Source organism: Corallococcus sp. 4LFB (assembly GCF_046520365.1).
GTDB lineage: Bacteria > Myxococcota > Myxococcia > Myxococcales > Myxococcaceae > Corallococcus > Corallococcus caeni.
On the sequence record NZ_JBKGHJ010000212.1, the window covers coordinates 1 to 13737 of the forward strand.

Below are 13737 nucleotides of genomic sequence, written 5' to 3' on the forward strand. Positions count from 1 at the left end.
GCGCGGCGGCAGCGTCGCGTCCGCGCCCAGCACCGCGTCCGAGCGGTAGAGCTGACCGAACTCCATGGCCGCGTCGTCGAGGATGGCGCGTCGCTGCCCGGCGCCGCCATGGGCTTGAAGTCGTCGCGCGCGAAGATCTGCTGGTGCCTCAGCCACGCGATGGGCCGCCGTTCGGCGTCATACGTGTCGAGCAGCCGGGGTGACGCCGCGCCGGAGTGCACCGCCGCCAGCTTCCACGCCAGGTTGTGCGCATCGTCGATGCCCGTGTTCGCCCCGTAGCCGCCGCGGTTGGGCGGCAGCGTGTGCGCGGCGTCTCCGGCGAGGAACACCCGGCCGGAGGCGAAGCGGTCCGCGATCAACGCGCTGATCTCCCAGCGGCCCGTGGTGAGCACCTCGACCGGCACGTCGTCCCGGCCAATCGCCCGGGCGATGAGGGCGCGGAGCTCGGCGTCATCCAGCTCGCGGTCCTCCCGGTGGATCAGCAGCCAGCGGCCGTCACCGTACGTGGTGAGGAACGCCTCGAAGCCCGGCTGCGCGATGTTGAACTGGGAGACGCCCGCCTTCAGGTACTCCTGCAAAGGCGCCCGGAAGATGGCGCTGCGCGCGGTGCGCATGAGCCCCCGCCCGCTCCGGCCAATGCCGAGCGCCTCGCGGACCGGGCTTCGATGTCCGTCCGCCGCGACCAGGTAGTCGGCCCGCAGCAGCTCCTCCTGGCCGTCGCGGCCGCGCAACCACGCGACGACGCCGTCGGCGCTCTGCTCGAACCGGACCAACTCCGTCCCCAGCCGCAGGTCCGCGCCCAGCGCGAGCGCCTGCTCCCGGAGGATGGGCTCCAGGCGATCCTGCGCCATCGCGGCGCCCCGGCACGGCGAGAACTCCAGGTCGGGCACGTTCCGGTCCTCCGGCGTCCAGGCGGACTCCTCGAACCACTGTCCGCTCAGGCTCTCCGCCCGGACCCGCCGCAGCCGCATTCCTGGAGGCGCCTGGGGAATGCGCGGGCCCAGGCCCACCGCGCGGAGCAGCTCCAGGGTCCGGGGCGTGAAGCCGATGGCCCGGGGATGCGGATGGCTCCCCAGATGCCGCTCGACCACCACGGTCGGAACGCCTCGCCACGCCAGGAACACCGCGGCTGACAACCCCACCAGGCTGCCACCCACCACGAGCACCGCCGTCGACTTCGTCTCCATCGCACCCTCCGATTCGTCGTATCTTCCGATACACTGTATCGGCGGATACGGGTTGTCAATGTGGCCGGGAAGGGGCAAGACGGAGGGCGATGAGCCCTGGACGCAAACCGAGTGCGAAGAAGGCCCCCGTGGTCTGGGAGCGCCCCGAGCCGGCCCAAAGGCCCCCGCCGGTCCCGCTGAGCCGGGAGGCCATCGTGCAGGCGGCCATGGGGCTCGCCGACAAGGAGGGGCTCGACGCCGTGTCGCTGCGCAACGTGGCGGCCGCGCTGGAGGCCGGCCCGATGCGGCTCTACGGCTACGTGGCCACGAAGGAGGAGCTGCTCGAGCTGATGGTGGACGAGGTCTACGGCGAGATGGCCGCGGACGGCCGGCTGCGCGGGGACTGGCGCAAGGCCCTGCGCGCCATTGCCCACCGGATGCGGCGGGCTTCACGCAAGCACCCGTGGTTCACCAGCCTGCTGGGCGGCCGTCCCCACCTGGGCCCCCACGCGCTCGCGCACCTCGAGGCGTCACTGGCCGCGCTGGGGGACACGCCGGGGTTCGAGGACATCGACACCGTCATGCACGCCCTCCGGACGGTCAACGCCTACGTCATCGGCGCCATCCAGTCCGAGGCCAGCGAGCTGCGCTCCGAAGTCCAGAGCGGCAAGACCAAGACGGAGTGGCAGAACGCCACGGGGCCCTACCTCCAGCGGATGCTCGCCACCGGCCAGTTCCCGATGCTCGCGAGGGTCATGCAGGACGCCTCGCACCCGCCCCTGGACGCGCTGTTCGACCAGGGACTGGAGTGCGTGCTCGACGGGATCGCGGCGCGGGTCAGCCCACGGCCTGGTGGGTCTCGGTGACGCCCTGGTACTGGTAGGCGCCGCTGTCGTACGGGGTGATGGCGTCGTCGGCCTTCTTGGTGCAGGCCGCGGCGGTGGGGTCGAAGGCCTGGAACTGGCCCTTGTCGTCCTTGAACTCCACCCACGCGTGGGCACCCCGGTCCGTATTGCCGAAGACGACGCGAGCGTCCACGCCAGCCTGCTCGAAGCGCTGCTCGGCCTCGATGGCCATGTCCACGCAGACGCCAGACTTGGACGTGTCGAAGTTGCCGGCGTTCTTCATGGCGGCATCCCACGTCTTGCCGCCCGAGTAGTCGTACTTCCAGGACGTGGCCTCCTTCGCGATGTCCTGGGCCACCTGATCCGAGCTCTTGCCGGAGGACGGGCCCTTCGCGCCCTGCGCCTTGGACGGCTCGAAGCTGTCGCGGTTCCGGCTCTGCTGGAAGCTCTGTGCCTGGGTGGGCTTCGGGGCCTGGCCCTTAGCGCCCTCGCCCTTCAGCAGGGCCTCCCGGGTCAGGCCCAGCTCCTTCAGCAGCTTCGCGAACTCCTGGGGCTGCTTCGCGGAGTCCACCGTCTTCACCGGCTTGCCATCGGGGGTGACGACCTTCACCACGACATTCCGAGGAGCCTGCGCGGCTTCGGAAGGACGCATCGCGCACGGGTTTGAGGACGGACGCGACAGGGAGGAGATCGCCATGGGACAGGGCCTCGATGGAACAGCGGGGATGTCTGTCCCATGAGCACGGCGTGTGCCAGCGCTCGTGCGCCCTGGAGTGAGCGCCAACCCCCTGTGTTTCCAGGGCCCGTGGGCCTGTCCCCGTCAGCGAAGGCCCGCGCCGCTGATGACTGTCGTTGGAGGGGTGATGGCCGGCGTCATCACCCTGCCGGCTCGGAGACGCCGTCGGGCTCCGCGTCCTCCGGTTCCTCCGGCCCCTCCACGGTGCGCTCCAGCGTGCGAGCGAGCGCGGCGCGGGCCTCCGCCGCCTCCTCGAAGGGCTCCTCGCTTCCAGCCCGCGCCGGGGCAGGCACCGTGGCCTCCAGCTCCTCCGGGTGCAGGCGGAACCACTTGGCGACGAGCATCAGCTCCTGGGCCTCCTGCGCGCGGAGGCCCATCGCCTCCGGCTCCGGCATGGCGAAGATGTCCCGCACCCGCGCGTCCAGCGCCGCGTGCTCCTCCAGTGTCCGGGGCGCGGGGACCTCCGCGCGGATCCGTCCCCGCCTGAGCACGTACGTGCGGTCCTCGCCGCCGTGCCCGCGCACCGTGTAGACCAGCGACAGCCGCCGCAGCGTGCGCCCCAGCTCGACGATCCACGCCTGCACGTTCTCCAGCCGCTCCGCGCGGTCGCGCAGCTCCGCCGCGTACTCGAACTGGACCGCCGCGCCGCCATCGCCATGCGCTCGCGCAGGATGACCAGCGGCCGGTCCGACTCGCCGTTGAGGAACGCCCGCGCCAGCGCGACCTGCGCCAGGTACTCCGCCGTCGTGCACCCGCTCGCGCACGGCGAGAGGCACCGCGCCGTCTGCCCGCGCATGCACCGCGGGTCGTCCTTCATGGGGAAGAGCGGGAGCTGATCCGCCAGCCGCATGGGCGTCTCGGACGGGCAGTCGCGCAGCTCCAGCAGGTCGTTCACCGCGCGCACCACGTCCGCCATGGTGTGCCGGCCGTGGAAGGGCCCGAAGTACTCCGCGCTCCCGCCACCGCCGGGCTGTCCCACCACGCGCAGCCGGGGCACGGCCTCGCGCGTGAGCTGGAGGAAGCAGTGCGAGCGGTCGCGCTTGTGCTCCACGTTGTAGAGGGGCCGGTGGCTCTTGATGAGCCGGAACTCGTGCAGGAGCGCCGCGAACTCGCTGGCCGTGTACTCCCACTCCACCTGGTGCGCCTGGGCGACAATTTCCCAGGCCTTCTCGCCCTCGTCCGCGCGGAAGTACGACAGGAGCCGCGTGCGCACCCGCACGGACTTGCCCACGTAGAGCAGCTCTCCGGCGGGACCGAAGAACCGGTACACGCCGGGCCGGTTCTCCGCGCTCGCGCGGACGTGACTCAGGAGGGTGGCGGCGCGCGGGTCCATGCGGCGAGAGCGCCGGGCCTACGCGCCCGGGCACCGCAGGCTAACCCGCCACGTCCCGCCGCACCGCCGTTCGCGTCAGGCCTGCTTCAACCGGCCGGGGGGCGGCCAGCGGAACGCGCGCCCGGACTTCAGCCCACGTCCTTCAACGTCATCGCGGTGGCGGCGGCCTCGTCCTTCAGGTCCTTGGGCGTGGCGATGGCCGACTTCAGCTCGCGGTACGTCTGCGCGTAGCCGTTGCGCAGGATGCCCTCGCGGATGCGCTCCATGAGCTTCTGGTAGTGCCGCACGTTGTGCACCGACAGGAAGCGCGAGCCCAGGTGGTGCTTGCCGCGCATCAGGTGCTGCAGGTAGCCGCGCGAGTAGCGCTTGCACACGTAGCAATCGCACTCGGGGTCGAGCGGCCCGTCCTCCAGCCGGTACGCGGTGCGGGTGATGCGCACCAGCCCCTGGAACGTGTACGCGTAGCCCTGCTGCGCCATCTTCGTGGGGATGATGCAGTCGAACATGTCCACGCCGCGCAGCACCGCCTCCAGCAGGTCCGTGGGGGTGCCCACGCCCATCAGGTAGCGCGGCTTGTCCTGCGGCAGGGACGCGGTGGCGCGCTCGGTCATCGTGTCGCGCTCCACCTTCGTCTCCCCCACCGCCAGCCCGCCGATGGCGAACCCGTCGAAGGGCAGCTTCGTGAGGAACGCGGCGCTCTCGTCGCGCAGGGCCGGGTGCACGCCGCCCTGGACGATGCCGAACAGCGCCTGGCCCGTGGCGCGCTGCTCCTTCGCGGCCAGGCTGCGCACGGCCCAGCGGTGGGTGCGCTCCATGGCCTCGCGGGTGCCGGCCTCGTCCGTGCGCGAGTCGATGCACACGTCCAGCACCATCATGATCTCCGAGTTGATCGCCTGCTGCATGGCGATGCTCGACTCGGGGCTCAGGAGCTGGCGGCTGTTGTCGTAGAAGCTGCGGAAGTGCGCGCCCTTCTCCGTGATGAGCCGGTCCTCCGGCAGGGAGAAGATTTGAAACCCGCCCGAGTCCGTCAGCACCGCGCCGTCCCACTGCATGAACGGGTGGATGCCGCCGAAGCGCTCGAACACCTCCGGGCCGGGCCGGAGCATCAGGTGGTAGGTGTTGGCGAGGAGGATCTTCGCCCCCGTCTCCTTCACCTCCTCCATGCCGAGGTGGCGGAAGCCGGCGTGGGTGGCCACCGGCATGAACATCGGCGTGGGAAAGGACCCCTTGCGGGTGTGCAGGATGCCCGTGCGGGCGCCGGTGGGGTCGGTATTCAGGAGTTCGAAGCGGACGGCCATTGTCGGGCCTTATACCCAGCCCGCCCGCCCGGAGGCACCCGCTTCCTGGGGACGCCTGCCTGGTCCCCGGGAGGCCGTCCCCCCGGGGAAGGCTCCGGTTTCCCTACCCGGCCCCCGGGGGCGGGGTCGGAAGCCGGCATTTCCGGGGCGGGACGGCGGTTACATTGGGTCCTCGCGTCACCGATTCACCGCGCGTCTTGGGTCGCCGCGCCATTTCCGTTACAAGCCGCCGCCATGTTCAACGTCATCAACGTCTCCAAGGCCTACGGGCCCAAGAAACTTTTCGAGGAGGTCAACGTCGCCTTCTCGCCGGGCCGTCGCTACGGCCTGACCGGTCCGAACGGGGCCGGCAAGTCCACGTTCATGAAGATCCTCGCGGGTGACGAGGAGCAGGACATGGGCGAGATCATCCGCCCGCGGAAGCTGGGCATCCTGCGCCAGGACCACTTCCGCTACGAGAACGACCGCGTCATCGACGTGGTGCTGATGGGCAACCGCCACCTGTGGGCGGCCATGGACGAGAAGAACAAGCTCCTGGCCAAGGCGGACATCACGGAAGAGGACGGCAACCGGCTGGGCGAGCTGGAAGGCGTCATCGCGGAGGAGGACGGCTACTCCGCGGAGAGCGACGCGGCCACGCTGCTGGCCGGTCTGGGCATCGAGGAGTCCTTCCACGAAGAGCCCATGCGCCAGCTCACCGGCGGCCTGAAGCTGCGCGTGTTGCTCGCGCAGGCGCTGTTCGGCAAGCCGGACGGGCTGCTGCTGGACGAGCCCACGAACAACCTGGACATCGACTCCATCCGCTGGCTGGAGAACTTCCTCCATGCGTATGAGGGCGTGCTGATCACCATCAGCCACGACCGGCACTTCCTGAACTCCATCTGCACGCACATCGCGGACATCGATTACGAGACCATCATCCAGTACACGGGTGGTTACGACGACATGGTCCGGCAGAAGTCGCAGCTGCGGACCCGGGTGGAGTCGGAGACGGCGGAGAAGAAGAAGAAGATCGCCCAGCTGCAGGACTTCGTGGCGCGCTTCCACGCGGGTACGCGCGCGTCGCAGGTGCAGAGCCGCATCAAGCAGATCGACAAGCTGAAGACGGAGGACCTGAAGCGCTCGAACATCGCGCGGCCGTTCATCCGGTTCGACCAGAAGGTGGTCAGCGGCCGTCAGACGCTGATGTTCGAGGACCTGAAGAAGTCCTTCGACGGGGTGCCGGTCATCAAGCCGTTCAAGGGGCTGGTCTGTAAGGGCGAGCGCATCTGCGTCATCGGCCGCAACGCCGTGGGCAAGTCCACGCTGGTGAAGATGCTGGCGGGGCAGCTGGAGCCGGACGCGGGCACCATCACCTGGGGCCACCAGGCGACGGTGGGCTACCTGCCGCAGGACCACCACGGCGTCATCCACAAGGGCACGACGTGCTTCGGCTACCTCCGGGAGATCAGCGAGAAGCTGACGAACGAGGAGATCTCCGGAGTGCTGGGCCGGATGCTCTTCTCGGGTGAGGAGCGGATGAAGCCCACGGACACGCTCTCCGGTGGTGAGACGGTGCGCGTGCTGTTGTCCAAGCTGATGATCATGCAGGACAACGTGCTGATTCTCGACGAGCCGACGAACCACCTGGACCTGGAGTCCATCGCGGCGCTGGCGGAGGGCCTGTCGAAGTTCGAAGGCACGGTCATCTGCGTGACGCACGACCAGGAGCTCATCTCCGAGGTCGCGACCCGCATCTGGAGCCTGGAGCAGGGCAAGGAAGTGCTCGACTTCAACGGCCCGTATTCCGAGTTCATGGAGAAGCACGCGGACGCGGCGCAGAAGCGCCGGTAGTCCCGCGTCACATCCGTAGGCAGTGCCCAACGCCGCCCGTTTCCGGTCCGTCCGGAAGCGAGGCGGCGTTTTCGTGGGCTGTCCATCCCTCTTCCGGGTGATGTCCCTTTCGCGAGGAATGGGACAGAACCTGCGGTGCCAGGTCGTCCCACCCATGACGGCCCGGGGGGGCGAAGGCATTCATGACTCCGCACGACTCGGTCCTGCTGAAAGAGCTTCAGCGGCAACGCACCCGGTTGCTGGATTTGAGCGCAACCAACCGGCTCCTCCACTTCAAGCACACGGCCAGGACGTCGCTGCGAATCGTGGATGAACTTCCAGGTGTCGTCTTCGAGCGGCTGAGCAACCACCGCGCGCTCACGTTCCTCCCGGTGACGCCACCAGAGCAGGACTCCGAGGAACAGGAGGACTTCGATCCCGCCGCCGCGACGGTGGTGTTCTCGATGACCGAGGAGGTCCCCAGCAAGGACGCCCGGCAGAAGCTGCTGCTTCAACAGGCGAAGCGCCTGGGCATCGACACCCGGTATGAGCTGCCCAAGGCGGTCCCCACGGAGAGCGGCACCGCTCCTCGCAAGCATCAGGACCGCCACCTGCAGACGTTGTACTTCCCGGAGGATCTGGAGGGCCACCTGCACCGCCTCCAGGGGCTCGCGCAGACGGCCATCCAGGAGACCGGAGCCAACCTGCTCCACTTCGTCTTCGGGTTCCTGCGCTGGTACGAGTCTGGTGATACCCGGCAGGAGAAGCCGCGCAGCGCACCGCTCGTGCTCATGCCGGTGAGCCTCAAGCGCGGCCAGGCCCATCCGGACACGCAGGTCCACGCTTACGAGGTGGACTACAACGAAGGCGAGTCCATCGAGCTGAACCTCACGCTCCAGGAGAAGCTGAGGCAGGAGTTCGGCATCACGCTTCCGGCCTTCTCCGCCGAGGAAGGCCTGGAGGCGTACTTCGACAAGGTGACGGTGCTGCTCAAGGGCCTGCGCCCCGGGTGGGGGTTGGAGCGGCAGGTCACGCTGACGCTGCTGTCCTTCGGGCGGCTCCTGATGTGGCGGGACCTGGAGCCCACCCGATGGCCGCAGAACAGCTCCCCGCTGGCCAACCCACTCGTTCGCACGCTGATGGGAGGACAGGCGCAGGCGAATGAACCGGGAGGAGGCGCAGGAGGCGGAGGCGGCCTCCGGGAACGCCGGAGTGAGGTCTATGACCTGGACTCGCCGGAGCTGAATCCTCCCCCCCTCATCACGGACGCGGACAGCAGCCAGCACAGCGTGCTGGTGGACGTGCTCCGGGGGGAGAACCTGGTGGTGCAGGGACCGCCCGGCACCGGGAAGTCCCAGACCATCACCAACCTCATCGGCGCGGCGCTGGCGGCGGGCAAGACCGTGCTGTTCGTCACGCAGAAGCTGGCGGCGCTGGAGGTCGTCTCACGCCGCCTCCAGCAGGCGGGGCTCGGCGAGTTCTGCCTGGAGCTGCACAGCCACAAGACCCAGAAGCAGCAGTTCATGGAGGACCTGCGGCGAAGGCTCAACCTGGACGCAGGCGCGAGCGCTCCCCGTCCGCTCACCGAACAGGTCTCGAGCGCGGCGGGCATCCTGCGCGCGCATACCGAGCGGATGCACAAGCCCTTCGGGGCGCTCGGCATGTCACCGCACGACGTGTTCTGGAAGGTCAGTCGCGCCGAAGCGGAGCTGGGAGAAGCAGTCGTCGAGTTGGAGGGCCTGCGCTTCGAGGGCGCGGAGAGCATGTCCTCCACGGCGCTGGCGGAGGCCCGCGACACGGTCCGGGGCCTCGCGGCGCAGTTGGGGGACGTTCGCCGCGTCGCTCCCCTCCTCTGCGCCCACCCCTGGGCGGGGGTGACGAACGACGCGCTGACGGACAAGGACCGCCAGACACTCGTTCAACGGATCGCAGCCTGGGAAGAGTCCGCGCTGCACCTGGAGACGGCGCTGGCTGCGTTCACAGCCCGGACTGGCGTCACCCCCAGGTCGAGCGTGCTCGCGGCGGATGCCCTGGTCTCCAACGTCCGGGTCCTTCCGCGCCTTCCGGAGGGGGCTCCTCCGGAGCTGGTCCCTGCCCTGCTTGATGCCACGCAGCGCGAGGGATTGCGCGCCCTGCTCGATGCCATCGAGTCGGTCCAGGCGCGGTGGTCGGGGCTGGAGGCGGGCTGGCGTGCCCAGGAGGATCTGACCGTGCCCGCCGTGCGTGACGCGCAAGCCGTCCTCGACACGACCCTGCGCCTGCTTTCGCCAGACACCACGCTCGTCACGCTGACACGCGCGCATGAAGCGGTGGATGCAGCAGCCCGGGCCCTGGCACAGGGACGCCGGTTCATGGCCGCCGTGGCCTCATGCCTGGAGGTGGACGTCACGCTCTGGACGCCCCAGCAGCTCCAGACGTTTGTCCGCGTCGTCGAAGCGATGGCGGTCCTGGATGACGCCGCCCTGGAGTGGCGGGACGCGCGTTGGGTCGAGCGCGAGGCCGAGGAGTTGCTTCGGAAGGCCGGCAGCACCTGCTCGGAGTTGAAGGACCAGGCGCTAGCGCTCGCGGTGCGCGTCATGCCCGAACTCGTTCCTCCGCTCACGACGCTCAAGGCACATGCCGTCGCGGTTTCGACCGCGCCATTCATCCCCTGGCTCTCGGGTGCATGGCGTGCGGCGAGGCGGGATTTCCAGGCCATGGCCCATGGCGTCCGTCCGACGCGGCCCGTGTTGCGCCAGGGGTACACCGAACTGCTGGCGCATCACGCGGCTCGGGAGCGGTTCCACGAGGACGCGCCCCTGAAAGCGGCCCTGGGCGTCCGCTTCCAGGGCGTTGATACGCGCTTCGACCGGATTCTTTCGTGGTTGGACGCCTACCGGAACGTCGATGCGTTGCTCCTCTCGTTGGGAGAACGGGGGGCGGAGCTCCGCCGCGCGGTGCTGGAGCGGCCGGCGAGACATTGGCAGGAGGCCCTGGCGAAGACCCGCGTGTGGGGTGACGAGTTGCTCCAGGCCCGAGACGTGAGCACTTCCGTGCAGGAAGCCGCGACGCGCATGGGTCTGCCGCACGCGCCCTGGAACACCGAACCCTGCGGCAAGGCCCAGGACAGCCTCGACGCCTTGCTGAAGCACCTGGGCGAGGTCCTGAGCTGGGCACGGAAGGGAGATGCCCCGCCGTCCTTGACCCTTTCCCAGCTCCAGGGACAGCTGCGCCGGTTGCGCGAGGCCTGCGAAGCCGAGGACCGGCTGGAAGCGCATGCCCCGGCGGCGGGCTTGCCAGGGATCGCATACCGGGGTCGGAAGACGTCCCTCGCGGGCCCTCGAAGCGCCCTGCGCCATGTCGACGTCCTCTTCGCGGCGCCACTGCCCGAGGGGCTGGCGGAGTGGCTGCTGCGGAAGGACACGCCACGGAGGCACGCGGACCTGCTCATCGCCACGCATGACGTGGAAGCAGCTCTCACCGCCTACAGACAATCCGCCAGCCAGGCCTGGGAGCTGGGAAGGATGGCGCCGGGCACCTGGGAGGAACCCGCCGCCGAGAAGCCGCTCCAGGCGACGGTCATGCGCCTGCGCCAGGCCCGAAGCCAGTCCGCGACGCTCCCGGCCTGGTGCGCATACCAGCGGCAGCGGCGCGCCGTCGCGCGAACGCGAAGCACGCTGGGGTTCCTGGAGCGCGTCGACACCCGTCCTGGCCTGGAGCCGGAGCGGCTGGTCGCGGCCTTTGACGCCGTCTTCTTCCGCTCCCTGGCGGAAGCCATCCTGCGAGACCAGCCGGAGCTCGATCAATTCACGGGCGCGGTTCACGCCTCCCAGCGGGAGGAGTTCGCCCGCCTGGACACGCATTGCATCGAAAAGCAGGGCCGATACCTGGCGCGTCAACTCAGTCAGCGTCCGGTTCCTCCCGGCGTGTCGTCGGCAAAGGTTGCGGGCATGACGGAGACGCATCTCCTGCGGCACGAGCTGGGCAAGAAACAGCGGCACCTCCCCATTCGCGAGCTGGTGGCACGCGCCGGCAGTGCACTCCAGACGTTGATGCCCTGCTTCATGATGGGTCCGCAGTCGGTCGCCCAGTACCTGCCCGCCGGGCAGCTGACCTTCGACCTGGTCGTGATGGACGAGGCCAGCCAGATGCGTCCCGAGGATGCGCTGGGAGCCATTGCCCGAGGGCGGCAACTGGTGGTGGTGGGCGACCCGGAGCAGCTTCCTCCCACCAGCTTCTTCGCCCAGGTGGAGCAGGAGGACGCCGACACCGAGGGCGCGGAGGGAGACGAGGTCCAGGGGCCGTCCTTCCTGGAGGATTCGGAGAGCATCCTCACGGCGGCGGCGGAGCGGTTCCCCATGCGCATGCTGCGTTGGCATTACCGGTCCCGCCACCCCTCGCTCATCGCCTTCAGCAACCGCGAGTTCTACAACGGCGACCTCATCACCTTCCCCGCGCCCGGTGAGCAGTTGGAGGGCCTGGGACTCCACTTCCACCGCGTGGAGCAGGGACTGTACGAGTCCAACCGGAACATCCCCGAGGCCCGCGAAGTGCTGGCGGCGGTGAAGGCGCATGCGCGTACGCGCCCGGAGCAGAGCCTGCTGGTCGTCACGTTGAACTCGAAGCAACGGGACCTCATCGACGACCTGGTGACCGCCGAGGAGAAGAACGACGCGGCCCTCCGGGCCTTCCTGGCGAAGTGGGAGAAGTCGCCCATGCCCTTCGACGTGAAGAACCTGGAGAACGTCCAGGGCGACGAGCGCGACGCCATCTTCGTGTCGGTCACGTTCGGTCCCGACAAGAACGAGCGCTTCCGGATGAACTTCGGGCCCATCAATCAGGCGGACGGGTACCGCCGGTTGAACGTCCTCTTCACGCGGGCGCGGTGCGCGCTGACGGTGTTCGCGTCCTTCGACCCTTCGAGGCTCAAGGTCCAGGAGAGCAGTCCCCGCGGCATGCGCGTCCTGCAGCGGTACCTGTCCGAAGCCAAGGGAGAGAAGGTGGCGCACGGCGTGGGAAGTGGCCGGCCACCCGACTCCGACTTCGAGATCGCCGTCGCGAAGGCGCTTATGGCGCGGGGATTCGAAGTGGTCCCGCAGGTGGGCGTCGCGGGTTATTTCATAGACATGGCCCTGCGGCATCCTCGGCAACCGGGCCGTTATGTCCTTGGCGTCGAGTGTGACGGCGAGAGGTATCACTCGTCACGTTCCGCGCGGGACCGGGACCGCCTCCGGGATCAGGTGCTGAAGGGCCTGGGGTGGAGGCTCCACCGCATCTGGTCCACGGACTGGTTCCGCTCGCCATCGGAAGAGGTCGCGCGGATCGTCGCGCATGTTGAAGAGGTGCTTCGGCAAGAGGCGGCGGAGCTGCCGACCGTGGTGCGCGAGGAGCCCGCGGCGGAGAACCAGATGCGCGCCGTCAGCGCCTGAACAGGAGACATCCATGACCACGATGATTGCCATTGGCCTGGGCGTATTGAGTCTGTTGCTCCTCGGGTTGTGGCTCCAGACGCGAAGCCGGCTCAAGGCGGTGCAGGAGCGCTTCAAGCCCATCCTGGACCTGGAGGCCGAACGGCGCCGGGTCGCCGAGGAGTTGACGCGGGCGCGCTCGGACGCGGACGCCGCGCTGGCCGCGGAGCAGAAGCGGGTCCGCGACGAGTTGGCGAAAGCCAGGAGCGAGGCGGACAACGCGCTGGCGGCGGAGCAGAAGCGGGTGGAAACCCAGCTGGCCCGGGCCAAGGCGGACGTGGAGCAAGCCATCGCGGCCGAACAGGGCCGGGCGAAGGCGGAACTGAGCCGGATCCGTGAAGAGACGGCGAAGACGACCCAGAGCGCGACGCGCGCCATGGAGGAGGCGGAAGCGCGGCGAAAGCAGGCGAACACCGAGCGAGCCAGCCTGGAGTCAGGCCTCGCCCGGTTGAAAGCCGAGCTGAAGGCCCTCGAGGAAGAGGAGGTCCTGCTCTCCTTTGGCTTCTACAAGCCGGTGTACGCCCTCTCGTCCGTGAAGGAATACGAGGACCGCCTGGAGAGGATCCGCGAATCCCAGAAGCAGCTTTTGAAGAACAAGGAAGCCGCCACGTGCTCCATCCAATGGGAGGTCAACGGCAGCAAGGCGGAGGGCAAGAAACAGACCGACCGGACCCTGAAGCTGATGCTTCGAGCCTTCAATGGCGAGGCGGACGCATGCGTAGCAAAGGTGTCGTACAAGAACGTGAAGGCGATGGAGACGCGCATCGAGAAGGCGGCTGCCGCCATCAACGGCCTCGCGGAGATTCAGAAGTGCGTCATCGCCCGGCGCTACGTCAAGCTCAAGGTCGAAGAGCTGATGCTCGCTTATGAGTACTCGGAGAAGGTGCAACAGGAGCGGGATGAACAGCGCCGCATCCGGGAGCAGATGCGAGAGGAGGAGGCAGCCCAGCGCGAGCTGGAGAAGGCGAAGCTGGAGGCGGAGCGCGAGTCGAAGCGCGACGCCGAGGCACTGGCGAAGGCGAAGGCGGACTACGAGCGGGCAAAAGGTAACCGTCCGGCCAACGACGTGCCGGATCGCTTGCAAGCAGACGGGAGGCATG

At 68.9% G+C, this 13737-nt stretch carries 9 protein-coding genes; 4 read left to right on the forward strand and 5 right to left on the reverse strand.

Annotated features, from left to right (window positions below; genetic code table 11):
* Positions 1 to 1187 (reverse strand): FAD-dependent monooxygenase (locus tag ACLEQD_RS22215; RefSeq protein ID WP_410386508.1); only part of this gene is annotated, 1187 nt, incomplete at its 3' end.
* A gap of 128 nt (positions 1188 to 1315) precedes the next feature.
* On the opposite strand from ACLEQD_RS22215, the gene ACLEQD_RS22220 reads away from it, so the two are divergent.
* A complete protein-coding gene (locus tag ACLEQD_RS22220) occupies positions 1316 to 2032 on the forward strand; it encodes a TetR/AcrR family transcriptional regulator (protein WP_410386510.1) in 717 nt (238 codons plus the stop codon).
* Here the strand turns inward: ACLEQD_RS22220 and ACLEQD_RS22225 are convergent.
* The 4 genes from ACLEQD_RS22225 to tgt form a co-directional block, all read right to left on the reverse strand.
* On the reverse strand, positions 2004 to 2708 hold the full coding sequence (locus ACLEQD_RS22225) for a transglutaminase domain-containing protein (RefSeq protein WP_410386512.1): 705 nt from the start codon (positions 2706 to 2708) through the stop codon (positions 2004 to 2006). The genes ACLEQD_RS22220 and ACLEQD_RS22225 overlap by 29 nt on opposite strands.
* Before the next feature lie 179 nt (positions 2709 to 2887).
* Positions 2888 to 3124, reverse strand: coding sequence for a hypothetical protein (locus ACLEQD_RS22230; protein WP_410386514.1), 237 nt, complete (start codon positions 3122 to 3124; stop codon positions 2888 to 2890).
* Positions 3091 to 4080 carry a hypothetical protein gene (locus tag ACLEQD_RS22235; RefSeq protein ID WP_410386516.1) on the reverse strand — a complete coding sequence of 330 codons (990 nt, stop codon included), beginning with the start codon at positions 4078 to 4080 and terminating at the stop codon, positions 3091 to 3093. The genes ACLEQD_RS22230 and ACLEQD_RS22235 overlap by 34 nt, the downstream gene beginning before the upstream one ends.
* A gap of 128 nt (positions 4081 to 4208) precedes the next feature.
* Entirely contained in the window at positions 4209 to 5378 is a 1170-nt protein-coding gene (gene tgt / locus ACLEQD_RS22240) for a tRNA guanosine(34) transglycosylase Tgt (RefSeq protein ID WP_410386518.1), read from the reverse strand.
* A 234-nt stretch (positions 5379 to 5612) separates the two neighbouring features.
* Here tgt and ACLEQD_RS22245 point away from each other — a divergent pair, with 234 nt between their 5' ends.
* The 3 genes from ACLEQD_RS22245 to ACLEQD_RS22255 all read left to right on the forward strand — a co-directional run.
* A complete protein-coding gene (locus ACLEQD_RS22245; RefSeq protein ID WP_410386520.1) occupies positions 5613 to 7211 on the forward strand; it encodes an ABC-F family ATP-binding cassette domain-containing protein in 1599 nt (532 codons plus the stop codon).
* Positions 7212 to 7393: 182 nt separating this feature from the next.
* On the forward strand, positions 7394 to 12598 hold the full coding sequence (locus tag ACLEQD_RS22250) for a DUF4011 domain-containing protein (RefSeq protein WP_410386522.1): 5205 nt from the start codon (positions 7394 to 7396) through the stop codon (positions 12596 to 12598).
* A gap of 13 nt (positions 12599 to 12611) precedes the next feature.
* Positions 12612 to 13737: DUF4041 domain-containing protein (locus ACLEQD_RS22255; RefSeq protein ID WP_410386524.1), on the forward strand; the 1126-nt coding region annotated here is incomplete at its 3' end.

Excerpts from the sequence above, each read along its gene's own strand:
- ACLEQD_RS22225 (WP_410386512.1), bottom strand. The coding sequence starts at position 2,708 with ATGGCGATCTCCTCCCTGTCGCGTCCGTCCTCAAACCCGTGCGCGATG.
- ACLEQD_RS22230 (WP_410386514.1), bottom strand. The coding sequence starts at position 3,124 with ATGGGCCTCCGCGCGCAGGAGGCCCAGGAGCTGATGCTCGTCGCCAAG.
- ACLEQD_RS22235 (WP_410386516.1), bottom strand. The coding sequence starts at position 4,080 with ATGGACCCGCGCGCCGCCACCCTCCTGAGTCACGTCCGCGCGAGCGCG.
- tgt (WP_410386518.1), bottom strand. The coding sequence starts at position 5,378 with ATGGCCGTCCGCTTCGAACTCCTGAATACCGACCCCACCGGCGCCCGC.
- ACLEQD_RS22245 (WP_410386520.1), top strand. The coding sequence starts at position 5,613 with ATGTTCAACGTCATCAACGTCTCCAAGGCCTACGGGCCCAAGAAACTT.
- ACLEQD_RS22250 (WP_410386522.1), top strand. The coding sequence starts at position 7,394 with ATGACTCCGCACGACTCGGTCCTGCTGAAAGAGCTTCAGCGGCAACGC.